Below are 25,647 nucleotides of genomic sequence, written 5' to 3' on the forward strand. Positions count from 1 at the left end.
ATATTTTGGCGTTTTTTTGGGGTTTTGCGGTCTCGACAGGCTCGGCGTGTCGATGCGCGGCATCTCCGGGCAAGATCGCGGCGGCGGTTCAGCGTTCCCCCCTCCCCGCCAAGAGTCAAATGGAAAATCGCCCGCGAACGCCCCGCCGCCGCCGCCCGCGCAAGCGGTCTTCCGCGTCGGCACGATCGGGCTTAGGATCGCGCCATGTCCTTCGCCCTTCCCTTGCCCGACTGGATGCCCGGCTGGGTGCCGATCGCCCTGCTGGTGCCAGCACTTCTCTATCTTCTCGCCTTCCTCTTCATGCCGTTCAGCGTTATCGGCGTGAAAACCCGCCTCGAGGCGCTGGAAGCCCGGCTCGACGAGCTGCAAGGGGAATTGCGCAGCCTGACGCTCCGGCTCCCCGAGCCGACACGCGGCCCGGGTGCTGAGGAGTTCTCGCTCTATGCCGGCCCGGCGGCGCGCCGCGAAGCAGCGCCGCAAGCCGCATCACCACCGATCCCGCCACCGCCGCTACGCGCCGGCGACCCCAGCGCCGAGCCGCGCGGTCAGTTCGCCTCGCCTGGCCGCCCCGTCCGCGCCGAACCCCGGCTCGACTGGCCGCATTAGCCATCACCGCCGCGGAAGGAACCCTGATGCGGATCAGCGTCGTCCAGATGAATCCCGGCGATGACAAAGCCGCCAATATCGCCGCCGCCGAACGCCTGATCGCGGCGTGCGTCGCCGAGGACCGGCCCGACCTCGTGAGCCTTCCCGAGATGTGGACCTCGCTCGGCGGCTCGCGCGAGACGCGGCAGCGGAACGCCGAGCCGCTGCCGGCGCCCGGCGAGACTGGCGGCGCAGCCTATGAGGCGCTCCGCGCCCTCGCCCGCCGCCATCATATCTTTGTCCATGGCGGCTCGCTCGCCGAAGCCGCCGAGGGGAGGCTTTTCAACACCACCGTCGTTTTCGACCGCGACGGGCGCGAAATCGCCCGCTACCGCAAACGCCATCTTTTCGATATCCAGACCCCGGACGGCACCGGCTATCGCGAAAGCGCGACCTACGGCCATGGGACAGATATCGTCACCACCGCCCTCGGCCCGCTCACCGCCGGGCTCTCGATCTGCTATGATATCCGCTTTCCCGAGCACTATCTCGCGTTGCGCCGCGCCGGCGCCGATGTCATTTTTGTCCCCTCCGCCTTCACCCTGCAAACCGGCAAGGATCATTGGGAGGTCTTGCTCCGCGCCCGCGCGATCGAAACCCAATGCTGGATCGTCGCCGCCGCGACCTGCGGCCGCCATGAGGAACGCGGCGAGGCGCGTTTCACCTATGGCCATTCCCTGATCGCCGACCCTTGGGGGCAGGTGGTGGCGATGGCGCCCGACGGGGAAGGCTTCGCAACCGCCCGCATCGATCCCGCGCGAACCGAGCGGATCCGGCGCGATATGCCCGTGCTCTCGCATCGGCGCCCCGGGTGAGCATGCCGCGCATCGCCTTTCTCGCCTCGCCCGCGCGGCTGGCGCAGGAAAGCCGTGTCCGCCTCGCCGCCCGCTATGGCGATTGTCCGACGGCCCAGGCGGATTTCGTCGTCTCCCTCGGCGGCGACGGCTTCATGCTCGAAACCCTGCACCATCTGATCAGCCATCCGCGCCCGGTCTATGGCATGAATTGTGGCTCGGTCGGGTTTTTGATGAACGCCTACGCCGAGGACGATCTCCCCGCCCGCCTCGCCCGCGCTCAAGCCGCCATCCTCTACCCGCTGCGCATGCACGCGGTCACCATGACCGGCGCGACCGAAGAGGCCCTGGCCTTCAACGAGGTTTCCCTGCTTCGCCAGCTCCGCCAAGCCGCGAAAATCCGCATTTCGATCGACGGGCGCGAACGGCTCGCGGAACTGATCTGCGACGGCGTGCTGATCTCGACCCCAGCCGGCTCGACCGCCTATAACCTCTCCGCCCATGGCCCGATCGTGCCGCTTTCGGCCAATCTTCTGCCGCTCACCCCGATCAGCGCCTTCCGCCCCCGGCGCTGGCGCGGCGCCTTGCTACCGGGGGCGGCGGAAGTGGTGTTCGAGGTGCTGGAAGCGGAAAAACGCCCGGTCGCCGCCGTCGCCGACTTCACCGAAGTTCGCAACGTCGTCTCGGTTGCGGTCAGCGAATACCGCACCGTGGCAACCCAGGTGCTTTTCGACCCCGACCAAGCCCTCTCTGAGCGCATCATCGCCGAGCAATTCACGGTCTGATGCGGGAAATGGCCGGTCCCATGTGAAAAATGGGACTTTGGCGAGATGCGTGGGCGTTTTTCGGGCTGAAATCCCGATGACGGCCACCCTAGAGCGTGATCGACTTAAACCGATCACGCTCTAGATGATCTTCGCCTCGAACGGCGGCAGAAGGTCGGGTGCCTCGAACTCGACCACCCAGAGGTCGGGATCGGCGGAAATTTGGCGCGCGATGTAGGCATCGGCGGCGGCTTCGGTGACGCCGTCGGGGCCGGTTGCGCGCAGCCAAGCGCTGGTGCCATCGGCGGCGCGGATCTGCGACAAAACGGAAAGCCCGGTGCCGGCACGCAAAACCAGGAGAACGCCCCCGGCATCAGGGTCGCCACGACGCACCAGCACCCCCGGCCGGCCCGCCGCCGTGCCGCGGCGGAGCGCCATCTGCACCCAGAACTCCGCCTTGACCCGAGGCTCTCTCATGAACGCCGCTCTGGGCCAACCCGCCCCGCTTGGCAAGCGCCCCACCGGGCGCCCCACTTGGCGCCCCACCGGGCAAGCACCTCGCTTGACCATCCCGGGTGCATCGCGGATCAGTGCCCCCGGGAGACCAAATCGACGGAGACCAATCGCATGATCGTGGCGCTGATCGTTGCCGCCGGCCGCGGCAGCCGCATGGCCGGGCCGACCCCGAAGCAATACCGCCCCCTCGGCGGCGCGGCGGTGCTGCGCCACACCGTGCTCGCCTTCCACCACCATCCCGCGATCGCCCTGACCCAGGTGGTGATCCATCCCGAGGACGCGCCGCTCTACGCCGAGGCAACCGCCGGGCTCGACCTGCCGCCGGCGGTGTTCGGCGGTGCGACACGCCAGGAATCGGTCCGCCGCGGGATCGAGGCCGTGGCGGCGCGGGCGCCGGACCATATCCTCATCCATGACGCCGTCCGCCCCTTCGTCGCGGCAGAGACGATCACGGCGGTGATCGCGGCGCTCGCGCGCCATCGCGCGGTGATCGCCGGCTTGCCGGTGGTCGATACGCTCAAGCGTTGCGCCGGCGAGATCGTCACCGCAACGCTGGACCGCGCCGGGGTGTGGCGGGCACAGACGCCGCAGGGGTTTCATTTCCCCGACATTCGGGCCGCCCACGGGGCAGCCCACGGGGCCGCCCACGGGGCGCTCGGCGCCGGCGCCGCCGATCTCACCGATGACAGCCTGGTCGCCGAACGGGCGGGAATCCCGGTTGCGATGGTTCTCGGGCACGAGGATGCGTTCAAAATCACCACCGAGCCCGACCTCGCTCGCGCCGAGGCGATTCTCCAACGCCGCAGGGCGGCGTCGGATCTCGCGGGTGGTGCTGCTGGTGAGGATTGAACTCACGGCCTCACCCTTACCAAGGGTGTGCTCTACCACTGAGCTACAGCAGCGCCGAAGATGATCCGGCCGTCTCCTAGACGCTTGCCGCCACCGGCGCAACCCTTCGGCGCATGTTGATCGCAAGGACGCGCCGGTGTGTTTTATCGCTGCCGCCAACGTGAAACGCGCAACGAGCCGGAAGACGCACCCTGCGCGGGGATGATTGCCGGCATATCTCGTGATAAGATCGTTTACCGCTGGTCAATAGACCATAACGAGAGATAAAAATTTACTTTTCGCGAATAGGTTGATATAGGCAAGCGTGCTACGCTCGGCATTGATCTCGCCGGGCCGGCCTGCGGCGCGAGCCACGATACAACACCCCTGCCGGCGCCCATCGGCAGCGGCGAATGGAGTTTGGGATGCCGGCCGCAACGAATGACGATTGGATCGGCACGAGCGGCGCCTGGAGCGTCGCCGGCAATTGGAGCCTCGGCACACCCGGCAGCGGCGACAATGCCGTTTTCGATACCGGCATCCCGGTTTTCGTCACCTACGCCACCACCGACGCCATCGCCGCGCTCAGCGATCCGGGCGATCCCTATGCCACCCTCGATCTGACCGCCGGCGCGCTCAGCCTCACCGGCGGCGCCTGGGATGGCGGCATCGATCAGGCCGCCGGCAGTCTCGCCCTCGGCGCCGGCACCCTCACCCTCTCCGGCCCGGCGACGCTGGCCGGCGCGATCGCGGGGCCGGGCGTGATCGCCATCACCGGCACCGCCGAAGCCCTCTCCGGCCTTGCCGTCAGCGGCGGCGCGACGCTCGCGGTCAGCGGCGCGCTCGAAACCTCGGGCGCGGTCACCCTGGGCGCCGCGCCTTCGGATGCGAGCGCGATCAGCATCGAAAGCGGCGCAACCTTCGTCATCGCCAATCCGACCACGCTTGCCGGCGAGGGCACCGGCGGCCTCTTCAACAGCGGCCTGATCGAGCAACTGGCGAGCGGCACCAGCGATATCGCCGGCGATTTCAGCAATAGCGGCACGCTCGCCATCGCGCATGGCGTGCTCGGTCTTTACGGTGGCACCGACACGCTCGCCGGGACGATCAGCGGCGGCGGCGGCCTCGCGGCATTCGGCGGGGCGCGGGTCGCGATCAGCGCCGGCGCCGTCATCACCGCGGCCACCCTGGAAGCGCTCAACGCCGCGACCACCCTGACCCTCGAGGGCGGCCTCGACTATGGCGGCGCGTTCACCCTCGGGCCGGGGAGCGACCTCCTTTTCGCCGGCGCCAACGAGACGCTGACGCTCTCGGGCGTTGCGAGCCTCGGCGGGGTGATCGCGGGCACGAGCGCAACGGCCGCGGATCGCGTCAACATCACCGGCGAGGGCGATCTCAACGGCCTGATCCTGAGCGATGCGACCCTCGCCGACACCACGAGCCTCACCATGGACGGGCCGGTGACGCTCGAGGGCGGCGGGGAGATCGCGGTTGCCGCCGGGGCGAGCTTCACCCTTCTCACCAATGCCGCGATCGGCGCCGAAGCCGGCATGGGGACGATCGACAATGCCGGCCTGATCGCGAAAACCGGCGGCGACGCCACCAGCTACCTCACCGCGAGCCTGAACGATACCGGCACCCTCGCCGCCGATGCCGGCACTCTCGCGCTCGATGGCGGCAGTGCCAGCCTCGGCGGGGCGCTCTCTGGTCAAGGCACCCTCCTTCTCACCGGCGGCGGCAACTTCACCCTCGATAGCGGCGTCGTCGTCACCGTCGCCGACCTCGCCGTCACCGGCGCCGGCAGCGAACTCACCCTCGCGACCTCGCTCAGCGATGCCGGCGGCGTCACCCTCGGAACCGGGGCGACGCTCGCGCTCGGCGGCGAAAGCCTCACGCTCTCGGGCAGCGCCATCGCGCTCGATGGCACCCTTGCCGGGCCGGGCACGCTCGCGCTCTCGGGGAGCGCCGATCTCTCCGGCCTCGCCCTCGAAGGCGGCGCGACTCTCGCGCTCGCCGGCACCGCGCTCGCCGACGGGCCGCTCACGCTCGGCACCGCGAGCGGCGGCAGCGAACTCATCGTCGAGGCCGGCGGCTCGCTCACCCTCGCCACGGCATCGGCGATTTCCGGCACCGGCACCCTGGTCAATGACGGGGTGATCACCGGCTGGAACGGGCTCGGCGCGACGACCCTCTCCGCCGCGCTCGACAATCAGGGCACGCTCGCGCTCGACGCCGGCACGCTCGCGCTCACCGGCGCGGTCAGCAATGGCGGCCTTATCAGCGTCGCCGATGGCGCGCTGTCGGTCGCCGGCGGGCTCGGTGGCGGCGGCACGCTGAGCCTCGGCGCCGGTGCCGAGGCAACCCTCGGGGGGGCAGCCTCGGGGACGATCCATTTCGCTGCCGCCGATGCCGCCCTCACCCTCGATGCCCTGGCGTCCGTCGCGGCGACGATCACCGGCTTTGCCGCCGGCGACACCATCGATCTCGCCACGCTCGAAGCGAACGGATTTTCCTATAGCGGCGGCACGCTGACGCTGACGGACGCAACTGGCGGCGGCGCGGCGAGCGTGGTCGGCGCGCTTGCCCTGCCAGGGCTCGGGAGTTCGCCCTCGCTCGCGCTCGCCAATGACGGCGCCAACGGCACCGAGATCCTGCTTTCGCCTGCCAGCACGGTGTTCAGCTACCCCTCGGCGGCGATCACCCTCGATAGCTGGAATTGGTCGAGCGGCGGCTGGGAAACCACGCCCACCAGCAACGATGACGCCATCATCCCCAATGACGGCAGCACCGCCCAGACCATCGCGTTCATTAACGATACCACGGTCGAGGCGCTTGGCGGCGGCAATCTCGTCACCCTCTTGCTCAGCGCCGGCACCCTCGCCGTTGATAGCGGCCTTGCCTGGAACGGCGGCCTCACGGTCGATGGCGGCGCCCTCGATCTCCTCTCGGGCGGCACCATCGGCGGCGGCTTTTCGCTCGCCGCCGGCAATACCGCCGTCATCGGCGCCAATGCGCTCACGCTCGGCAGCGCCGATATCGCCGGCACCATCAGCGGCGGCGGCACGCTCGATTTCGTCACCGGCGGCGGCACCATCGAAGCCGGCGCCGCGATCACCACCGGCGGCATCGCCATCGCCGATGCGCTGACGCTCGCCGCCTCGCTCTCCTATGCCGGGGATTTCGCCCTCGCCGCCGCCGGCACACTCGCGCTCGGCGGCGAGACCCTGACCCTGAGCGGCGACGCAACGCTCGACGGCACCGTGGCCGGCGCCGGCAGCCTGATCGTCACCGGCACGGGCGATCTTGCCGACGCGATCATCGGCGACAACGCCGGCCTGATCGATAGCGGGACGCTTTTCGATGGCGGCGCCATCACGCTGGGCGCCGGCGGCGCCGGCGACCTTTCGATCACCGCCGGCGCGTTGTTCGACAGCCTCGGCGATAACGCGATCGCCGCCGGCGCCACCGCCGCGATCAGCAATGCCGGGATTTTCGAAAAAACCGGCGGCGCCGGGACCGCGACCATCGCGCCCGCGATCACCAGCACCGGCACCATCCTCGCCACCGATGGCGAATTTCTGTTCACCGGCACGGACAGTTTTTCCGGAACCCTCGGCGGCGCCGGCACCATCGCGCTCGCCGGCAACGCAACCCTGGGGGCGGGTCTTTCGGTCACCGCCAGCGCTTTCGCGCTCGCGGCCGGCGCCGACGCGACGCTCGCCGGCAACCTCACCCTCGCCGACGAAGCGACGCTCGCCACCGGCGCGACGCTGACCAACGGCGCCAACGTGCTGACGCTCTCGGGCGCTGCGACATTGGCGGGAACCCTCGCCGGCAGCGGCACCATCGCGGTCAGCGGCAGCGCCATCGCCGACGGCCTTACCGTCAGCGGCTCGGAGACGGTCGATCTCTCCGGCACCATCACCCAGGACGGCAATATCGAACTCGGCGCCGGGATCAACGACTCGCCGCTGCTCGATATCACCGCCGGCGGCGTTTTTGCGATCAATGCCGACGCCAATATCAACACCGCCGGCACCGATGCCATCGACAATGCCGGCTTGCTCGAAAAAAACGCCGCCAACGGCATCAGCTATCTCTACGGCAATCTCACCAATAGTGGCACCATCGCCGTCCAACGCGGCACCCTCTCGCTTGCCGCCGGCGCCGCGACGTTGGGCGGCACGCTTGCCGGCGCCGGAACGCTCGCGCTGACCGCCGGCGCGGCGGCGACGAGCGGCAATGCGATCAGCTTCTACACGCTAACGCCCGGCGTTTCGCTCTCGGTCGCAGGATTAGGCGTCCTCGGCGCCGCCGAACTCATCGCTGCCGCCGGTGGGACGTATGCCGGGCAATTCACCCTCGCCGGCGGCGGCACGCTCGACCCGGACGGCACCACGCTGACCCTCGCCGGCGCCGCCTCGCTCGATGGCGCGATCACCGGCGCCGGCACCGTGATCGTCAGCGGCGCCGGGGAAGCGAGCGGGCTTGCCCTCGTCGGCGGCGCCGTTCTCAGCGATACCGGCACCTTGCTGCTCGACGGCGCCGCCTCAATCGGCAGCGCGAGCAGCACCGGCCAGCTCCTCGTCGGCGCGGCGGGCACCCTCGCGATCACCGCCGACGCCGCGCTCACCGGCTATAATGCCGGCGCGATCAGCAATGCCGGGCTGGTCGAAAAACTCGCCGGGCTCGGCGCCAGCACGCTCTCCGGCGGCATCGGCAATAGCGGCACGCTGCTCGCCGCCCGCGGCACCATCGATGTCACCGGGACGCTCACCAACAACGCGCTGATCGAGGCGGTGGGCGGCACCATCGTGCTCGCCAACGGCCTTGCGGCAACCGGCGCGGGAAGCGGCCTCGTCAAAATCGGCGCCGGCGGTGGCATCGTGCTCGATGGCGCGCTCGCCAGCTCGCAAATCATCGATTTCACCGCCGCCTCGGGCGAGCTTTCGCTCGCATCGCCCGGCCAGGTCTTCGGCGCCATCGAGGGATTCGCGAGCGGCGACGTCATCGATCTCAGCAACGCCACCTACAGCACCGGCGACACGCTGAGCTATACCAACCACACGCTCAGCGTGAGCGACGCCGGTTCGCCGGTCGCCTCGCTTACGCTGCAAGGGACCTATAGCGCGAGCCAGTTCCAGCTCGCGAGCGATGGCGCGAGCGGCACCGATATCACCCTCACGCTGCCCTGTTTTGCCAGCGGCACGCGGATCGAAACCCCGGCCGGGCCGGTTCCTGTCGAGGCGCTGGCGGTCGGCGACATGGTAACACTCGCCGGCGGCGGGACGGCTGCGATCGTCTGGATCGGCTGGCGCGAGATCGATTGCCGGCGCCACAAATACCCCGCCCGCGTGCGCCCGATCCGCATCAGCGCCGGCGCTTTCGCGGAAAACCTGCCGCGCCGCGATGTCGTGCTCTCCCCCGATCACGCGGTGTTCGTGGACGGCGTGCTGATCCCGATCAAATTCCTCGTCAATGGCCGCACCATCCGCGAGGAAACGGTGCCTTCGGTGCGCTATTTCCATATCGAACTCGCCCGCCACGACGTGCTGCTGAGCGAGGGGCTGGCGGTCGAGAGCTATCTCGATACCGGCAACCGCGGCGATTTCGCCAATGCCGCGACGGCGCCGGCGGGGTCAGCGCGCGGCGCCCAGGCGCGCTGCGCGCCGCTCTGCCGCGCGGGAAAGACGCTTGCCGCGATCCATGGCCGCCTCGCGCGCCGGGCTTTTGCCACTCAGCCCAAAGACACCGCGACGGCGCGGAGACCGGCGGCAAGAACCGCGCGCAAATCGGCCAAGGCGAGCGCGATGCAGCCCGCCGTCGGCGCGAAATCGGCGGTCGCGACATGGAGGAAAATCGCCGAGCCGCGGCCCGGGCGCGGCGGGTCATCGTTCCAGCCGAGCACGCCCACGATGTCATAAAGCCCATCGGCGCGCCAAAGTTCCTCATGGCGGGCGGGATGGGGCAGGCGGATCAAGCGGTTATAGGCTGGGTCGGCGGGATCGTCGCACCAGCCATCCGAGGGTGCGATCGGCTCGCGCGGCACCACACTCCGCGGGATCGCGACGCGATCGGCGCGATAGAGCACGCGGCGAAGCGGCAAAAGCCCGGCCGGGGTCGCGCCATCGCCCTCGACTTTCTCGGCCCGCACGCCGCCCCGCCCGAGTGCGGCGCGATATCTCTCGCCGGCGAACCGAAAAACCCCATCCGGCCCGACCGTCGCGATGCCCTCTTCGCCGCTCATGGCGCCTCCTCGTAACGCCGGGCACGAAGCGCCTGCGCCAGCGTCCCCTCATCAAGGGTCTCTAGCGTGCCGCCCATCGGCAGCCCTTGCGCGAGGCGGCTCACCGCGACCCCGTGCGGGCGAAGCCGATCTGCGAGCCAGTGCATGGTGCTCGCGCCCTCGACGGTTGCCGGCAAGGCAAGAATGATCTCCCTGATCCCGCCCGCCTCGAGGCGGGCGAGCAGCGGCGCGAGGCGCAAATCCTCCGGCCCGACGCCGCCGAGCGCCGAAAGCAGCCCGCCCAACACATGATAGCGGCCACGAAACACCCCGCCCCGCTCCATCGCCCAGAGATCACCCACCCCTTCGACGACGCAGACGAGACCCGACTCCCGACCCGAATCGGCGCAGATCGCACACGGATCGACGCTGTCGAGATTGCCGCACACCCGACATTGCCGAACCGCCGCCCCCGCCGCCGCCAAGGCCGCGGCCAGCGGCACAAGACGCGCCTCCGGCTCCCGCAACAGCCACAACGCCGCCCGCCGCGCACTCCGCGGACCAAGCCCGGGAAGCCGGCCAAACAACGCAATCAAACGCTCGATCTCAGGTCCGCCCAAGATCAGAATCCGGAAGAATTTAGAAAAGATCTTCTTTTTCTGAAGAAAAAGAAGCAAAAAGACTTTTGTCCTGGTTTCTCCGGGCGGCAACTTCCTGGGAAGGGCAGTGCCGTAGGCACTGCCCAACGGACAAACGTTTTTTGGTTCTTTTTTTCAAAAAAGAACAAGTCTTCTTGCCTTCTAAAACGGCAATTTCATGCCGGGCGGCAGGGTGATGCCGCCGGTGAGCGCCTGCATTTCGTTGGCGGTGATGGTTTCGAGGCGACGTTTGGCGTCGGCGTGGGCGGCGATGATGAGGTCTTCGAGCACTTCCAGCTCGGCGGGGTCGGCGAGCTTCGGGTCAATGCGCAGGTGTTTCATCTCGCCTTTGCCGCTCAGCGTCACCCGCACCATGCCGGCGCCGGATTCGCCCTCGATGTCCATCGCTTCCAGCTTTGCCTGCATGTCTTGCATTTTCTGCTGCATTTGCGAGGCCTGTTTCATCAGGCCAGCGAGATTTTTCATGTGTCGAACTCCTCGGGGAAAGTCTCGGTGTCGTCCTCGCCGGGCCCAGGGTCGGCCTCAGGCGCGGGTGCCTCGGCGGGCAGGCCGTAGACGTCGAGGCCAGCGGTATGCACCTCTTCGACGCGGGCGCCGGGGAAGGTGGTCAGGATGGCTTGCACCAGCGGATGGCGGGTGGCCGCCTCGCGCCGCGCCGCCTCCGCTGAGCGCCCTTGTTCGGCGAGCGTCGGCTCGCCGGGCGCGTCTGAAAGCACGATCGTCCAGCGCTGCGCCGTCGCCTCACCGAGCACGGCGGCGAAGCGGGCGGCGAGGTCGCGCGGCAGATCGGCTTCGGGGCGCAGCTCGATCACCGGCGGCGCGTAGCGAACGAGATGGACGCCGTGCAGGAGGTGCGCGTGCAGCGTCGCCTCACGCGCCGCGGCGACCAGTGCCACCACCTCGCGGAAGCTGCCCGGCAGCCGCGCGGCGATCACGCCACCACCAACCACGGCGCGGGCATTGCCGCCACCGCCGCCGGTGGGTGGCGCGGGTGGCGTGGCCCCCGGCGTTGCCGCCGGCGCGTTCGCGAGGCGCTGGATAAGTTCGCCCGGCGGCGGCAGATCGGCGACATGGCAGAGACGGATCAGCACCATCTCCGCCGCCGCCCGCGCATCCGGCGCCTGTTCGACCTCGGCGAGACCTTTAAGCAGCATCTGCCAGGCGCGCGCCAGAACCGGGATCGCAAGCCGGGTTGCGAGGGCGGTGCCGCGCACCCGCTCGGCCTCGGTGAATTCGCTGCTTTCGCGCAAGGCGGGGATCGTCTTGAGCCGGCTCACGGTGTGGACGAGGGCGAGCAGATCCTGCAGCAGGGTCGCGAAATCGGCGCCGAATTCATGGGCGCGGGCGGTGATCGCGAGCATCTCGGCAACCCGCCCGGCGAACACGGCTTCGAAGAGATCGAACACCATCTCGCGATCGGCAAGCCCGAGCATCTCGGCGACGCTGGCGGCGCTGACGCGCCCGCCAGCCGGGGCCTCGGCGATCGCCTGATCGAGGAGCGAAAGCCCGTCGCGCACCGAGCCTTCGGCGGCGCGGGCGATCAGCGCCAGCGCCTCGGGCTCGGCGGTGAAGCCCTCGAGGCCGACGATGCGGGCAAAATGCGAAGCGAGATCGGCGGCCGGCACGCGCCGGAGGTCGAAGCGCTGGCAGCGCGAGAGCACCGTGATCGGCACTTTGCGAAGCTCGGTGGTGGCAAAGACGAATTTCACGTGCGGCGGCGGCTCTTCCAAGGTTTTGAGCAGCGCGTTGAAGGCGTTGCGCGACAGCATGTGGACCTCGTCGATGACGAAGACCTTGGTGCGCGCTTGCAGCGGGCGAAACCGCGTCGCCTCGATGATCTCGCGCACGTCATCGACGCCGGTGCGCGATGCCGCGTCCATTTCCATGACGTCGGGATGGCGGTCGGCGAGGATGGCGCGGCAATCGGCGCAGACGCCGCAGGGATCGGCGGTCGGGCCGCCTTTGCCGTCCGGCCCGGTGCAGTTGAGGGCGCGGGCGATGATGCGCGCCGTCGTTGTCTTGCCGACGCCGCGCACGCCGGTCAGCATGAAGGCGTGGGCGACGCGATTTTGCGCGAAGGCATTGCGCAAAACCCGGACCATGGTTTCCTGGCCGATCAGATCCTCAAAGCGCGTCGGGCGGTATTTGCGCGCGAGCACCCGATAGGCCGCCGGCGCGGCCTCGGGTAGCGCCTCGCCGAACAGCCCGGGCTCATCAGGGGGGGGCGCCGTGGTCGCGTCGGCGCCGGGGTCATCGAACAGGCCGGACATAAGCGGGGTTTGCCGAGCCGCGGCGGCGGCTTCCCTGACAGGGTTTCGCGGTGGGAGGCCGGATCAACGACCCAGGCGGAAACTCGTTGCGGCTGCTTCCTTCCGGACCTGACCGGGTTGGCGAGGCGCCCGTCCGCCGCCGACCTCCCGCGCCCTTATCGCCCAGCGCCGCCGCCGCGGCAAGGGCTGCGCGGCGCGAGCGCCGACGCTGCCTTGCCTCGCCGCACAAGAGGCCGGATACTCGCCGCCCGTCAGCAGTGTGGGCGGTGGCCGGGAGACATGACATGAACGCGAGCGGCTTTCGCGCCTTGGTTGCGCGCGAGGAAGGCGGGCGGCAAAGCGTTGCCCTCGAAACCCTGACGGATGCCGATCTGCCGGCGGCGGATGTCACCGTCGATGTCGAATTTTCGTCCTTCAATTACAAGGACGGGTTGGCGCTCGCCGGGCGCAATCGCATCCTGCGCCATTATCCGATCATTCCCGGGATCGATTTCGCTGGCACCGTCGCTCAGTCGGCAAGCCCGCGTTTCCGGCCCGGCGACAAAGTGGTGCTGACCGGCTTCGGGGTCGGGGAAAATTGGTCGGGCGGGTTCGCCGAGCGCGCCCGGGTCAAGAGCGCGTGGCTGGTGGCCTTGCCCGCGGGCCTCGATGCCCGCCAGGCGATGGCGATCGGCACCGCCGGCTTCACCGCGATGCTCGCGGTCATGGCGCTCGAGCGCCATGGCATCGCCAAGGGTGGCGAGGTTTTGGTGACGGGCGCGGCCGGCGGGGTCGGCAGCATCGCCGTTCGCCTGCTCTCGCGCCTCGGCTATCGGGTGACGGCGCTCACCGGGCGCCCTGCCGAGCGGGATTTCCTCGAAAGCCTGGGGGCTGGCGCCATTCTCGAGCGCGCCGCCTATCAGGCGCCGGGCAAGCCGCTCCAGGCGGAGCGCTGGCAGGGCGCGGTCGATAGCGTCGGCGGCACCATCCTCGCCAATGTCCTGGCGGCGACCGCTTATGGCGGCGCGGTCGCGGCCTGCGGCCTTGCCGGCGGCGCCGATCTGCCGACCAGCGTGTTTCCGTTCATCCTGCGCGGGGTCGCCCTTCTTGGGATCGAGTCCGTGCAATGCCCGCTGGCGTTGCGCGAGGAGGCGTGGCGGCGGCTCGCGCGGGACTTGACGGCGGCGGACCTTGCCGCAGTGACCGAGGAGATCGGCCTCGGCGATCTCCCGGCCCGCGCCGAGGCGATCCTCGCCGGGCAGGTGCGGGGGCGCACCGTCGTCAATGTCAGGCACTAACGCGAGGATGGCATGAGCCGCGATTTCGATCCCACGAGCCTTCCGTTCGATACCGCGGCGATGCTCGCCGGCCTTCGCCCCTGGATTGAGTGTGAATCGCCGACCTTCGACGCCGGCGCCGTCAATCGCATGATGGCGCTCGCGAGCCGCGACCTTGCGGTGATGGGAGCGCGGATCGAGCGCATCCCGGGGCGGATGGGGTTTGGCGATTGCGTCCGCGCCCATCTGCCGCACCCGCGCGCCGGCGAGCCCGGCATCCTGGTGATGGGCCATCTCGATACCGTCCACCCGGTCGGCACCCTTGCCGCACTCCCCTGGCGCGAGACCGATGGGCGCTGCTACGGCCCCGGCATTCTCGACATGAAGGGCGGCAATTTCCTCGCCCTCGAAGCGCTGCGCCAACTGCACCGGGCCGGCGTTGCGACGAAGCTGCCGGTCACCGTGTTGTTCACCAGCGACGAGGAGGTGGGCAGCCCAAGCACACGCGACCTAATCGAAGCGGAGGCCGCCCGCCATCGCTATGTCCTGGTGCCCGAGCCGGGGCGGAGCGATGGTGCCGTTGTCACCGGCCGCTATGCGATCGCGCGTTTTCATCTCGAAGCGGTCGGGCGGCCGAGCCATGCTGGCGCGCGGCTCAAGGACGGGCGTTCGGCGATCCGCCGCATGGCCCAGAAGCTCATCGAAATCGAGAGCATGACGAACGAGGATTGCACCTTCAGCGTCGGTGTCGTCCATGGCGGGCAATGGGTGAATTGCGTCGCGACCCTCTGCCGCGGCGAGGCGCTCAGCATGGCCAAGCGCCAGGCCGATCTCGACCACGCGGTCTCGCGCATGCTGGCGCTCTCCGACAGCGCCGATGGCGTGACCTTCACCGTCACCCGCGGCGTTACCCGCCCGGTCTGGGAGCCGGATGAGAACACCCTCGCCCTTTATCGCACGGCGCGCGGCATCGCCGAGGCGCTCGGCGTGACGCTCGGCCATGAGAGCGCCGGCGGCGGCTCGGACGCAAATTTCACCGGAGCCCTCGGCATCCCCTCGCTCGACGGGCTCGGCGCGCTCGGCGACGGGCTGCATACGCTCGGCGAATATATCGAGATCGCGAGCCTGACCACACGCGGCCGGTTGCTGGCCGGGCTGCTCGCGACCCTCGCATGAATGCCGCTTCGTTCGGCGATCCTGGCCGCAACCGTCATTGACTCGCGCCCCGCGGGGCGCAATGATCCGGCTTTCCGAGGGGAGCCCCGCGAGGGGGCTGAGATTCCGCCGGCGGTTGGATGCCGCGCCGCGGTGACCCTGTTGACCTGATCCGGATCATGCCGGCGTAGGGACGGAAGCTTGGCAGGTCACATCGCCACCTTCCCTCCCCCGGCGCAAGGGAGAGGATGACGCCATGACCATCGAAGTCAAGCCGAGCACCGTCACCACCGGTCCGATCACCGGCTCGCGAAAAATTTTCTCCGCCCCGCCCGGCCGGCCCGATCTCGCGGTGCCGTTCCGTGAGGTCGTGCTTGGTGGCGATGAGGCGCCGCAACGTCTCTATGATCCGTCCGGCCCCTATACCGATCCCGCGACGCAGATCGACCTCGAGGCCGGGCTGCCGCCGCTCCGCGCTGACTGGCTCGCGAGACGCTCGCTGACGCCGATCGCCGGGCGCGCCGAGAAGCCCGAGGATAATGGCGGCGTCGGCGCCGATCGTTTGGTCCCGCCCTGCCCGGCGCGCCCGGTGCTTTATGCCGGCGATGGCGCGCCGCATGTCACGCAATATGAATTCGCCCGCGCCGGGATCATCACCGAAGAGATGATCTATGTCGCGCATCGGGAAAATCTCGGCCGGGCTGAGGCGCTCGCCGGCGCCGCTGAGCGCCGCGCCGATGGCGAGGATTTTGGCGCGGCCATCCCGGAATTCGTCACCCCGGAATTCGTCCGCGCCGAGATCGCCGCCGGGCGCGCGATCATTCCCGCCAATATCAATCACCCGGAATTGGAGCCGATGATCATCGGCCGCAATTTCCTGGTCAAAGTGAACGCCAATATCGGCAATTCCGCCGTCACCTCGTCCGCCGCCGAAGAAGTCGAAAAACTGGTCTGGGCGATCCGCTGGGGCGCCGATACCGTCATGGATCTCTCGACGGGGCGCAACATCCACAATATCCGCGGCTGGATTCTGCGCAATTCGCCGGTCCCCATCGGCACCGTGCCGATCTATCAGGCGCTGGAAAAGGTCGATGGCGAGCCGGAAAAACTCACCTGGGAGGTGTTTCGCGACACCCTGATCGAGCAGGCCGAGCAGGGCGTCGATTATTTCACCATCCATGCCGGGGTGCGTCTCGCGTATGTCCCGCTGACCGCGCGGCGTGTCACCGGCATCGTCTCGCGCGGCGGCTCGATCATGGCGCGCTGGTGCCTTGCGCATCATCGCGAGAGCTTCCTTTACGAACATTTCGACGAGATCTGTGACATCATGCGCCGCTATGACGTCTCGTTCTCGCTCGGCGACGGGTTGCGGCCGGGCTCGATCGCCGACGCCAATGACGCGGCACAGTTCGCCGAGCTCGAGACGCTGGGCGAGTTGACCAAGATCGCCTGGGCCAAGGGCTGCCAGGTGATGATCGAGGGGCCCGGCCATGTGGCGATGCACAAGATCAAGGTGAATATGGAAAAGCAGCTCGCCGCCTGCGGCGAGGCGCCGTTCTACACCCTCGGCCCGCTCACCACCGATATCGCGCCGGGCTATGACCACATCACGTCTGCGATCGGCGCGGCGATGATCGGCTGGTTCGGCACCGCGATGCTTTGCTACGTGACGCCGAAGGAGCATCTCGGCCTGCCCAATCGCGACGATGTCAAGACCGGTGTCATCACCTACCGCATCGCCGCCCACGCCGCCGATCTCGCCAAAGGCCATCCGAGCGCGAAATTGCGCGACGATGCCGTCTCGCGCGCACGCTTCGATTTCCGCTGGGAGGATCAGTTCAATCTCGCGCTCGACCCCGATACCGCGCGCGCTTTCCATGACGAGACGCTGCCCAAGGAGGCACACAAGGTCGCGCATTTCTGCTCGATGTGCGGGCCGAAATTCTGCTCGATGCGGATCACCCAGGATCTCCGCGCCGAAGCCGAGCGGCTTTCCGGCATGGCGGCGAAAAGCGAGGAATTCCGCGACCAGGGCGGCGCGCTCTATGTCCCCGCCGCGGCGGCGTCGGATAAATCATGAGCGCGCCGATGACACGCGGGCGGGTCGCGATCATCGGTGGCGGCATCATCGGGCTCGCGATCGGCTGGCGGCTCACCCAAGCCGGCGTCGCCGTCGAGATTTTCGAGCGCGGCGAGGCCGGGCGCGGGGCAAGCTTCGCCGCCGCCGGAATGCTCGCCGCCGGCGTCGAAAGCGAGCCCGGCGAAGCCGCACTATGCGCTTTGACCCGGCACGGCCAGGCGTTGTGGCCGGCTTTCGCCGCGGCCCTGGAAGCCGCGAGCGGGATCGCGGTCGGTCTGCGCGAGGAGGGCACGATCGAGATCGCGCTGACCCGCGATGACGCCGCCCGGCTGCGCCATTCCTTCGATTTCCAACGCCGCCAGGGGGTGGCTCTTGAATGGCTGAACGCCGCCGAGGCGCGGGCGCGCGAGCCGCAGCTCGGCCCGCAGCTCGCCGGCGCGGTGTTCAGCCCGCATGACCATCAGGTCGATAACCGGCGCGTGGTGATCGCGCTCCGTGCCGCTTTTCTCGCCGCCGGCGGCCGCCTCCATGAAAGAGACGAGGTCGCGTTGGCGGTGGAGAATGACCGGGCGATCGGGGTGCGGCGCGGCGATGGGACGCTGCATGAAGCCGATCGGGTGGTGCTCGCGGCGGGCGCCTGGTCGGCGGCAGTGGCTGGTCTCCCTGCTTGCGCGCGCCCGGCGGTGCGGCCGATCAAGGGGCAGATGCTGGCGCTCACGATGAACCCGGCGGCGCCGCTGCTCCGCCACGTCCTCTGGACACCGCGGGTCTATCTGGTGCCACGCGGCGATGGCCGGCTGATCGTCGGCGCGACCACCGAGGAGCGCGGGTTCGATGCCAGTCTCACCGCCGGCGGCATTCTCTCGCTGCTCGAAGGCGCCTGGCGGGCGATGCCGGCGATCGAGGAGCTGCCGATCGCCGAAACCTGGGTCGGCTTTCGCCCCGGCTCGCGCGATGACGCGCCGCTCCTCGGCCCCTCGGCGGTCGCGGGGCTGGTGCTCGCGACCGGGCATCATCGCAACGGCATCCTGCTCGCCCCGATCACCGCCGAGCTGATCACCCGCCATCTCATCGAGGGCGTGATCGACCCGGCGATGGCGCCGTTCCTTCCCGACCGCTTCGCCGCCCAGCCGGCGGCGCCCGCCGCGTGATCATGTCTCGCTCGGCCGCTGAGGCGTATCTTCGGGTGAATGGCGAGGCGGCGCCGCTGGTCGCGCGCCTTGCCGATCTGCTCGCCGCCAAGGGTGTCACCGTGCCGCGCGGCACCGCGGTCGCGGTCAATGGCGCCGTCGTGCCGGCGCGGGCTTGGGGCGACGTCGAACTTCACCCCGGCGACGAGATCGAAATCGTGCGGCCGTTCGGCGGAGGCTGAGCATGCGTGACGACCCCCTGACCATCGCCGAGAAAATCTTTCCCTCGCGCCTTTTGCTCGGGAGCGGCGGCTATCCCAACCGGCAAGTGCTGCTCGATGCCCTGCGTGAGGGCGCGCCGGCGATGGTGACGGTCGCGATCCGCCGCATCAGCCTCGAAGCCTATGCCGAGAGTCTGATCGATGTGCTCGCGGGCTATGTCCTGCTGCCCAACACCGCCGGCTGCGCCAGCGTGCGCGACGCGCGCCTGACCGCCGAATTGGGCCGGGAAGCCTTGGGCACGGATTGGGTGAAGCTCGAGCTGATCGGCGACCGTGAGACGCAATATCCCGATATCGAATTGCTGCTCAAGGCGACCGACGAGCTGGTCCGCGCCGGCTTCACCGTTCTTCCCTATGCCAACGACGATCCGGTGAGCTGCCGCAAGCTCGCCGATCTCGGCGCCGCCGCCGTCATGCCGCTGGGCTCGCCGATTGGCACCGGGCTTGGCATCATCAACCCCTACGCCATTGCCCGTATCATCGCGACCTGCCCGGTGCCGGTCATTCTCGATGCCGGCATCGGCACCGCCTCCGACGCGGCGCAAGCGATGGAACTCGGCTGCGCCGGCGTCCTGCTCAACAGCGCCGTCGCCGGCGCCGAAGACCCGCCGCGCATGGCGCGCGCCATGCGGCTTGCGGTCGAGGCCGGCTATTGCGCCCATCGCGCCGGGCGCATCCCCAAACGCACCCAAGCCGAGCCCTCGAGCCCGCAGCTCGGCCTCGTCGGCGGCGGCTGAGCGGAGGCATCTGCGGCCCTCCCGCTCTAGCGCGGGATCATGCCGCCGAGTTCGTCTTCGATATGGATGCGGATGATGTCATCGAAGCTCGTTTCGGCGCGAAAGCCGAGGGCGAGCGCGCGTTTGGGGTCAAAGCGCGTTGGCCAGCCGGCGACGATCGCGGCGATAGCGGGATCGGGCTCACGGCGGATCAGGCGCACGGCCTTCTCTCCGGCGACCCGGCCGAGGGCCGCGATCTGCTCGCCGACCGTCGCCGAAAGCCCCGGCATGGAAAGATTGCGCCGTGCCCCGAGCGGCGCGAGATCGATCGTTGCCGCATGGATCAAAAACGAGACCGCGGCGCGCGGGCTCGCATGCCAATGGCGCACCTCGTCCGAGACCGGCAGAACCGCCTCCATTCCGACCAGTGGCTCACGCAAAATGCCGGAGAAAAAGCCCGAGGCCGCCTTGTTCGGCTTGCCCGGGCGGATGCAGATGGTGGGAAGCCGAATGCCGATGCCATCGAAAATGCCGCGGCGTGAATAATCCGCAAGCAGCAATTCGCCGATCGCTTTTTGCGTCCCATAACTGGTGAGCGGCGTGGTGAAGAAATCATCCGGGATCGGGTCGGGAAATGGCGCCCCGAACACCGCGATCGAGGAGGTGAAGACGACGCGCGGCGAATAGGGAGATTTTTGTCCCTCTGCCCGGATCGCTTCGAACAATGCCCGCGTGCCATCGAGATTGACGCGATAGCCCTTGTCGAAATCCGCTTCCGCCTCGCCCGAGACGATGGCGGCGAGATGGAAGATGACATCGGGGCGCTTGGCGATGGCGGCCTCGGCGGCGCCGGGCGCGGCAAGATCGGCGGCCCAGGCGTCGATGCTGCCGGCGAACCCGGCGGGCTTTTCCGGCATCATGATATCGGTGAGCGAAAGCCGCGCAATCTCGCGCCCGGCGAGGATTTTCTCGTGCGCGAGCCGCGCCGCGAGCTTGCGCCCGATCATCCCCCCGGCGCCAGTGATCAGAACATGCATCGCGTGTCTCCTCCCCTGTCATCGCCTGCCCGGCATCAGTGGCCGCGACGCGCGCCGGCGTCAATCCTTCGTCTTCGCGGCCGCCGCCGTCGGCGCTATGATAGTGGCGAGTGAGAGTGAGGAAGGAGAGGCGATGTCTGCAACCGATTTCGCGCTGGCGAAAAACGCCGCCAATTACGTGCCGCTGTCACCGCTCAGCTTTCTTGCCCGCACCGCCGCGGTCTATCCGGATCGTCTCGCCGTCGTGCATGGCGATCGGCGTTTCACCTGGGCGGAAACCGCGGCGCGTTGCGCCCGCTTCGCTTCCTCGCTCGCAGCGCGCGGGATCGGACGGGGCGATGTCATCGCGGTCATGGCCCCCAACATCCCGGCCCTCTTTGAGGCGCATTTCGGTGTGCCGCTCGCGGGCGCGGTCTTGAACGCCATCAATACGCGCCTCGACGCCGCGACCATCGCCTTCATTCTCGCCCATAGCGAGACGAAAATACTGCTCGCTGATACCGAATACGCCGCGACCATCGAAGCCGCGATCGCGCTGCTGCCCGCGCACGCGAGACCGCTGGTCGTCGATATCGTCGATGGCGATGGCGGGCCGCGGATCGGTGCGATCGACTATGAGGCCTTCCTCGCCGCGGGCGATCCCACATTTGCCCATGCGCTGCCCGGCGATGAATGGGACGCGATCAGCCTCAATTACACTTCCGGCACCACCGGCAACCCCAAGGGCGTCGTCTATCACCATCGTGGCGCCTATCTCAACGCGCTCGGCAATATCGTCACCTGGGGGATGGCGCAGCATCCCGTCTATCTCTGGACCTTGCCGATGTTTCATTGCAACGGCTGGTGTTTTCCATGGACGGTGACGGCGCTGGCCGGCACCCATGTCTGCTTGCGCCGCGTCGAGGCGCGGGCGATGTATGATGCGATCGCCGATGCCGGCGTCACCCATCTTTGCGGCGCGCCGATCGTGATGAATCTTCTGCTGCACGCCCCCGCGGCCGAGCGGCGTGATTTCGGCGGCCGCCGGATCGCGATGATGACGGCGGCGGCGCCGCCGCCGGCCGCTGTTATCGAGGGGATGGAGCGGCTCGGCTTCACGATCACCCATGTCTATGGCCTTACCGAGGTCTATGGCCCGGTGACGGTTTGCGCCTGGCAGGAGGCCTGGGCCGATCTGCCGCCCGCCGAACAGGCGCGGATGAAAGCGCGCCAGGGCGTGCCTTATCCGGTGTTCGAGGCGGTCATGGTCGCCGATCCCGCAACCCTCGCTCCGGTCGCGAAAGATGGCGCGGCGATGGGCGAGGTGTTGATGCGCGGCAATATCGTGATGAAAGGCTATTTCAAGAACCCGAAAGCGACCGAGGAGGCTTTCGCCGGCGGCTGGTTTCATACCGGTGATCTCGGCGTCTGGCACGCGGACGGCTATATCGAACTCAAGGACCGCTCGAAAGACATCATCATTTCGGGCGGCGAGAATATTTCCACGATCGAGGTCGAATCGGTGCTGCATCGCCACCCGGCGGTGCTGGATGCGGCCGTGGTCGCGAAACCTGATGAGAAATGGGGCGAGACGCCGTGTGCCTTCATCACCCTCAAACCCGGCGCCACCGTGACCGAGGCGGAAATCATCGCCTTCTGCCGCGCCCACCTCGCCCATTTCAAGGCGCCACGCCAGGTCGTGTTCGGACCATTGCCGAAAACCTCAACCGGGAAGACGCAAAAATTCGTCCTTCGCGAACGCGCGAAGGCGATCTGACAGCGATCAGCGCTTTCGCTGATCAGGTTTCATCCGGCGCGTGTTCGGCCGCGCCGCGCGGCCCTTCCGGGGTTGGCGCGTCGGCATTGTCTTTGCGATGGAGGATCGCAAAGACGGTGGGGACGAAGAGCAGGGTTGAGACGGTGGCAAACAGCAGGCCGCCGACGACAGCGCGGCCGAGCGGGGCGTTTTGTTCGCCGCCATCGCCGAGCCCGAGCGACATCGGGATCATGCCGATCACCATCGCAGACGCCGTCATCAAGACCGGGCGCAGCCGCACGAAGCCGGCTTCAAGCGCCGCCTTGGTCGAATTCATCCCCTCCGCCAGCTGCTCGCGGGCAAACGCCACGACGAGGATGGAGTTGGCGGTCGCGACCCCCATGCACATGATCGCGCCAGTCAGCGCCGGCACCGAAAGCGGTGTTCCCGTCACAAACAACATCCAGACGATGCCGGCGATCGCCGCCGGCAGCGCGGTGATGATGATGAAGGGATCGAGCCAGGACTGAAAATTGACGACGAGCAAGAGATAGATCAGCACCACCGAACCGACCAGGCCGGCAAAGAGCTGAGCATAGGCGGTGTTCATCGTATCCACCTGCCCACGCACCGCAACCGCGGCGCCGGGCGGACGGTATTTCAAGTTGGCGGCGATGATGCGGTTGATATCGCCCGACACGCCGCCGAGATCGCGCCCTTGCACGGCAGCGAAGATCTCCTCCATCGGCTGGACGTTATAATGCGAAACCATACCCGGCCGGCCCAACGCTTTGATGCCGGCCAGCGCGCCGAGAATCTGCGTGTCCCTGCCAGCGGTCTTGAAATTCCCAGGATTCGAGATCGGCATGTTGATCAGATCGTTCATCGTATCGATGCGATATTGCGGCGTCTGGCCAACCAGAAAGTAGGTGATGCCGGTTTTGTAATTGAGATAAAAATTCGGGCTGACCTGATAATTGGAATAAAGCGAGGTCAGCATCGAATTGGTGACATCGGCCTCGGTCAGGCCGACCATCATCGCGTAGCTGCGATCGACATCGACCTCTAGGGTCGGATAATTGAAGGGCTGCGCGAGATGGGTATCGACGAGGCCGGGCACCCGCACCAGGTCGCGATAGAGCCGCAAGGCGAAGCGGTAATCGTCGTCGAGATCGGGGCCGGTGACCTGGATATCGATCGGCGATGGGCGGCCGAAATTGAGAATCTGCGTGTTCATGTCAGCGGGCATGAAATAAAACGTCGTGCCCGGAAAATGCAGCGGCAATTGCCGCCGCAAATAGGCGACATAATCGGCGGTCGGGCCGTGATGGTCATGATCGAGGGTGATCAGAACGTCGGCGTCCTCCGGGCCAAACGAGCCGGTGCTGAGATAGGCGAGCGGGATACCGGCAACCGGGAGATCGATGTTGTCGACGAAGGTCTTGAGCTGGTCCTTCGGGATCACCGTGCGGATATAGTCCTCGACCTCTTGCGCCAGCCGTGCGGTTTCCTCGATGCGGGTTCCGGTCTGGGCACGGATATGCAGATACATCACACCGGCATCGACGCCAGGGAAAAAAATCTGCCCGAGCCAGGGGCCGAGCGCCACCACCGAGCCAACCGTGAACGCCAGAAACACCCCGACGAAAACATAGCGAATGGCAAGGATGCCCGCGAGCACGCTATGATAGCCATCGCGCATGCGGGTGAAACCGCGCTCGAAGCCTTGCTGGAAGCGCACGAAGGGATTGCGCGATTTCGGGTGCGCATGCGCGTGCTCGCCGCCCTCCTCCTTCCTTTTCAGCTCCTGCTGATGATGTTCGGCAACGCCGCGCAGCATGAACACCGCCATCGTCGGCACCAGCGTGCGCGAGAGGATGAAGGAGGCGACCATGGCGAAGATCACCGCTTCCGCGAGCGGCGTGAAGAGATAATAGGAAACGCCGGTGAGCAGCCACATCGGCGCGAACACGATGCTGATCGAAAGCAAAGAGAGCAGCGCCGGGATGACGATCTGCTGCGCGCCATCGAGGATCGCGGTCTCGATGTCTTTGCCCATTTCCATGTGATAGTTGAAATTCTCGATCGTCACCGTCGCTTCATCGACCAGCATGCCGACAGCGAGCGCGAGCCCGCCGAGCGTCAGCGTGTTGATGGTCTGGCCGATCGCCGAGAGCACGACGATCGAGGACAAAACCGAAAGCGGGATCGAGACCGCGATGATGATCGTCGAGCGCACCGAGCCCAGGAACAAGAGGATCATCAGCGCCGTCAGCACCGCGGCGATGAGCGCCTCACGCACCACGCCCTCGATCGCCGCGCGCACGAACACCGATTGGTCGCCGACGAGATGGAGTTCCATGCCCTTGGGCACGGTCTCCTCGATCAGCGGCATGCGATCCTTCACGCCCTGGACGATGTCGAGGGTGGAGACCGCGCCGGCCTTGACCACCGGCATCAGGATCGCGCGCTCGCCATTCACCCGCACCATGTTGGTTTGCGGAATGGCGCCGTCATGGACGTAGGCGATGTCCTTCATATAGATGACGGTGCCGTTGGCTTTCTTGATCGGAAAATCGTTCATCTCGGGGATGCTGCGCGGCTGATCCGTCAGCATCATCGCCCATTCATATTTGCCGATCTTCTGCGTCCCGGTGGGCAGAATGAGGTTCTGCTGGTTGAGCTGATTGACGACATCTTGTGGTGATAGCCCGTTGGCCTGCATCTCCTCTGGGTTGAGATCGGCGATCACCATGCGGTATTTGCCGCCATACGGCGTCAGGATCGCGGTCCCCTGCACCGAGGCCAAAGCCGGTCGGATCACGTTATTGGCATAGTCGAACAGGATCGTCTCCGGCACCGTCGTGCTGGAGGCGGTCATTGAAATCACGGGGATGGAGGCGGCATCGTAAAACAACACGTAGGGCGGCACCGAACCGCGCGGGAAGAAGCTCAGCACCACCTGCGCCGTCGCCGTCACCTCCGACAACGCCGCCGAGATATCGACGTGGTTGTCGAAAAAGATCTTCACGATACCGTAATCGATCATCGAATTGGATTCGATATGCTCGATATCGACCGTGGTCGCCATCACCGTGCGTTCGAAGAAGTAGACGAAGCGGCCAGAGACATCGGCTGGCATCATGCCGTTATATTGGAACACCACCGCGACGACCGGAATGTCGATCGAGGGGAACACATCCTTCGGCGTGCGAACGGCCGAGATGGTGCCGAACAGAAGAATCAGAATCGCAAGGACGACGAACGTATAGGGCCGCCGCAACGCGACTTGAACAATCCACATTATGCCGTCCGTGTCGCCATCTGTACAGGAAACACCGCCTCGTCGCGCGGCGTGCGCGGAAGGCTGGTGAGCACGGCCGACGGTATTGGCAAACGCGCGAGGCGTGAATTAAAAATTCGTTCAATGTGTTGACGCTATCTGTGAACTTTATAAAGTTTGCTTAATAGGCTCCGTCGTCTGTGCGCCCGGCCGCGCGGCGTTTCATTCTCTGGATTTGCAACGACTTTGGGGGCGATGCCAAGAGATGAGGC

General features: G+C 67.5%; 18 protein-coding genes, 1 tRNA gene, 1 other RNA gene, 1 pseudogene and 1 riboswitch. Of the genes and pseudogenes, 12 read left to right on the forward strand and 9 right to left on the reverse strand.

Translation table 11 applies throughout. The features are described 5' to 3' along the window. Positions 1-204 precede the first annotated feature (204 nt). Genes DEF76_RS18060 through DEF76_RS18070 form a run of 3 tightly spaced genes read left to right on the forward strand, consistent with a single transcriptional unit; the run spans position 205 to position 2,224 of the window. Positions 205-606 carry a hypothetical protein gene (locus DEF76_RS18060; RefSeq protein WP_114913480.1) on the forward strand — a complete coding sequence of 134 codons (402 nt, stop codon included), beginning with the start codon at positions 205-207 and terminating at the stop codon, positions 604-606. A 26-nt stretch (positions 607-632) separates the two neighbouring features. Next, positions 633-1,460: a carbon-nitrogen hydrolase family protein gene (locus tag DEF76_RS18065; RefSeq protein ID WP_114913481.1), complete on the forward strand. Its 828-nt coding sequence runs from the start codon at positions 633-635 to the stop codon at positions 1,458-1,460. Between the two features lie 2 nt (positions 1,461-1,462). Next, entirely contained in the window at positions 1,463-2,224 is a 762-nt protein-coding gene (locus tag DEF76_RS18070) for an NAD kinase (RefSeq protein WP_114913482.1), read from the forward strand. Positions 2,225-2,344: 120 nt separating this feature from the next. Here the strand turns inward: DEF76_RS18070 and DEF76_RS18075 are convergent, their stop codons facing one another. Continuing rightward, complete coding sequence (locus DEF76_RS18075) at positions 2,345-2,680, reverse strand: DUF1491 family protein (protein ID WP_114913483.1); 336 nt, start codon at positions 2,678-2,680, stop codon at positions 2,345-2,347. A 150-nt stretch (positions 2,681-2,830) separates the two neighbouring features. Between DEF76_RS18075 and ispD the strand changes: the two genes are divergently transcribed. Then, entirely contained in the window at positions 2,831-3,568 is a 738-nt protein-coding gene (gene ispD / locus DEF76_RS18080; RefSeq protein ID WP_114913484.1) for a 2-C-methyl-D-erythritol 4-phosphate cytidylyltransferase, read from the forward strand. Here ispD and DEF76_RS18085 read toward each other — a convergent pair. After that, positions 3,547-3,621: transfer RNA gene (locus DEF76_RS18085), tRNA-Thr, on the reverse strand. The two genes, ispD and DEF76_RS18085, sit on opposite strands and share 22 nt — an antisense overlap. Before the next feature lie 1,476 nt (positions 3,622-5,097). On the opposite strand from DEF76_RS18085, the pseudogene DEF76_RS18090 reads away from it, so the two are divergent. Further along, a pseudogene (locus DEF76_RS18090) lies at positions 5,098-9,129 on the forward strand (Hint domain-containing protein); the annotation flags it as partial. 155 nt (positions 9,130-9,284) lie between these two features. Here DEF76_RS18090 and DEF76_RS20080 read toward each other — a convergent pair. The 5 genes from DEF76_RS20080 to ffs form a co-directional block, all read right to left on the reverse strand. Beyond that, entirely contained in the window at positions 9,285-9,794 is a 510-nt protein-coding gene (locus DEF76_RS20080) for a L,D-transpeptidase family protein (RefSeq protein ID WP_114913486.1), read from the reverse strand. After that, positions 9,791-10,393 (reverse strand): recombination mediator RecR, encoded by a 603-nt coding sequence (gene recR / locus DEF76_RS18100; RefSeq protein ID WP_114913992.1) that lies wholly within the window; start codon positions 10,391-10,393, stop codon positions 9,791-9,793. The genes DEF76_RS20080 and recR overlap by 4 nt, the downstream gene beginning before the upstream one ends. A 180-nt stretch (positions 10,394-10,573) precedes the next feature. After that, the gene (locus DEF76_RS18105; protein ID WP_114913487.1) at positions 10,574-10,897 is read right to left on the reverse strand and encodes a YbaB/EbfC family nucleoid-associated protein; all 324 of its coding nucleotides are present in this window, start codon (positions 10,895-10,897) and stop codon (positions 10,574-10,576) included. Beyond that, positions 10,894-12,702: a DNA polymerase III subunit gamma/tau gene (locus DEF76_RS18110; protein WP_114913488.1), complete on the reverse strand. Its 1,809-nt coding sequence runs from the start codon at positions 12,700-12,702 to the stop codon at positions 10,894-10,896. Before DEF76_RS18110 ends, DEF76_RS18105 begins: the two co-directional genes overlap by 4 nt. Positions 12,703-12,752: 50 nt before the next feature. Next, positions 12,753-12,850, reverse strand: an RNA gene (ffs, locus tag DEF76_RS18115) — signal recognition particle sRNA small type. 136 nt (positions 12,851-12,986) lie between these two features. On the opposite strand from ffs, the gene acuI reads away from it, so the two are divergent. From acuI to thiG, 6 genes are all read left to right on the forward strand, one after another. Next, positions 12,987-13,979 carry an acrylyl-CoA reductase (NADPH) gene (acuI, locus tag DEF76_RS18120; protein ID WP_114913489.1) on the forward strand — a complete coding sequence of 331 codons (993 nt, stop codon included), beginning with the start codon at positions 12,987-12,989 and terminating at the stop codon, positions 13,977-13,979. Between the two features lie 12 nt (positions 13,980-13,991). After that, entirely contained in the window at positions 13,992-15,134 is a 1,143-nt protein-coding gene (locus tag DEF76_RS18125; protein WP_114913490.1) for a M20/M25/M40 family metallo-hydrolase, read from the forward strand. Positions 15,135-15,201: 67 nt separating this feature from the next. Then, positions 15,202-15,324, forward strand: a riboswitch (TPP riboswitch). Between the two features lie 45 nt (positions 15,325-15,369). After that, on the forward strand, positions 15,370-17,193 hold the full coding sequence (thiC, locus tag DEF76_RS18130; RefSeq protein WP_114913491.1) for a phosphomethylpyrimidine synthase ThiC: 1,824 nt from the start codon (positions 15,370-15,372) through the stop codon (positions 17,191-17,193). Then, complete coding sequence (thiO, locus tag DEF76_RS18135) at positions 17,190-18,344, forward strand: glycine oxidase ThiO (RefSeq protein ID WP_240319059.1); 1,155 nt, start codon at positions 17,190-17,192, stop codon at positions 18,342-18,344. Before thiC ends, thiO begins: the two co-directional genes overlap by 4 nt. 2 nt (positions 18,345-18,346) lie before the next feature. Further along, positions 18,347-18,565, forward strand: a complete 219-nt coding sequence (gene thiS / locus DEF76_RS18140; protein WP_114913492.1) for a sulfur carrier protein ThiS — start codon at positions 18,347-18,349, stop codon at positions 18,563-18,565. Between the two features lie 2 nt (positions 18,566-18,567). Then, a complete protein-coding gene (gene thiG / locus DEF76_RS18145; protein WP_114913493.1) occupies positions 18,568-19,341 on the forward strand; it encodes a thiazole synthase in 774 nt (257 codons plus the stop codon). A 26-nt stretch (positions 19,342-19,367) separates the two neighbouring features. Here the strand turns inward: thiG and denD are convergent, their stop codons facing one another. Next, positions 19,368-20,357: a D-erythronate dehydrogenase gene (gene denD, locus DEF76_RS18150; RefSeq protein WP_114913494.1), complete on the reverse strand. Its 990-nt coding sequence runs from the start codon at positions 20,355-20,357 to the stop codon at positions 19,368-19,370. Positions 20,358-20,490: 133 nt separating this feature from the next. Here denD and DEF76_RS18155 point away from each other — a divergent pair, with 133 nt between their 5' ends. Continuing rightward, positions 20,491-22,113, forward strand: coding sequence for an acyl-CoA synthetase (locus DEF76_RS18155; RefSeq protein ID WP_114913495.1), 1,623 nt, complete (start codon positions 20,491-20,493; stop codon positions 22,111-22,113). A gap of 22 nt (positions 22,114-22,135) precedes the next feature. On the opposite strand, the gene DEF76_RS18160 is transcribed toward DEF76_RS18155, so the two are convergent. Further along, positions 22,136-25,399, reverse strand: coding sequence for an efflux RND transporter permease subunit (locus DEF76_RS18160; RefSeq protein ID WP_114913496.1), 3,264 nt, complete (start codon positions 25,397-25,399; stop codon positions 22,136-22,138). Positions 25,400-25,647 lie beyond the last annotated feature (248 nt).

Origin of the sequence: Acidibrevibacterium fodinaquatile, from assembly GCF_003352165.1 — a bacterium.
In the GTDB taxonomy this organism is placed as follows: Bacteria; Pseudomonadota; Alphaproteobacteria; order Acetobacterales; family Acetobacteraceae; genus Acidibrevibacterium; species Acidibrevibacterium fodinaquatile.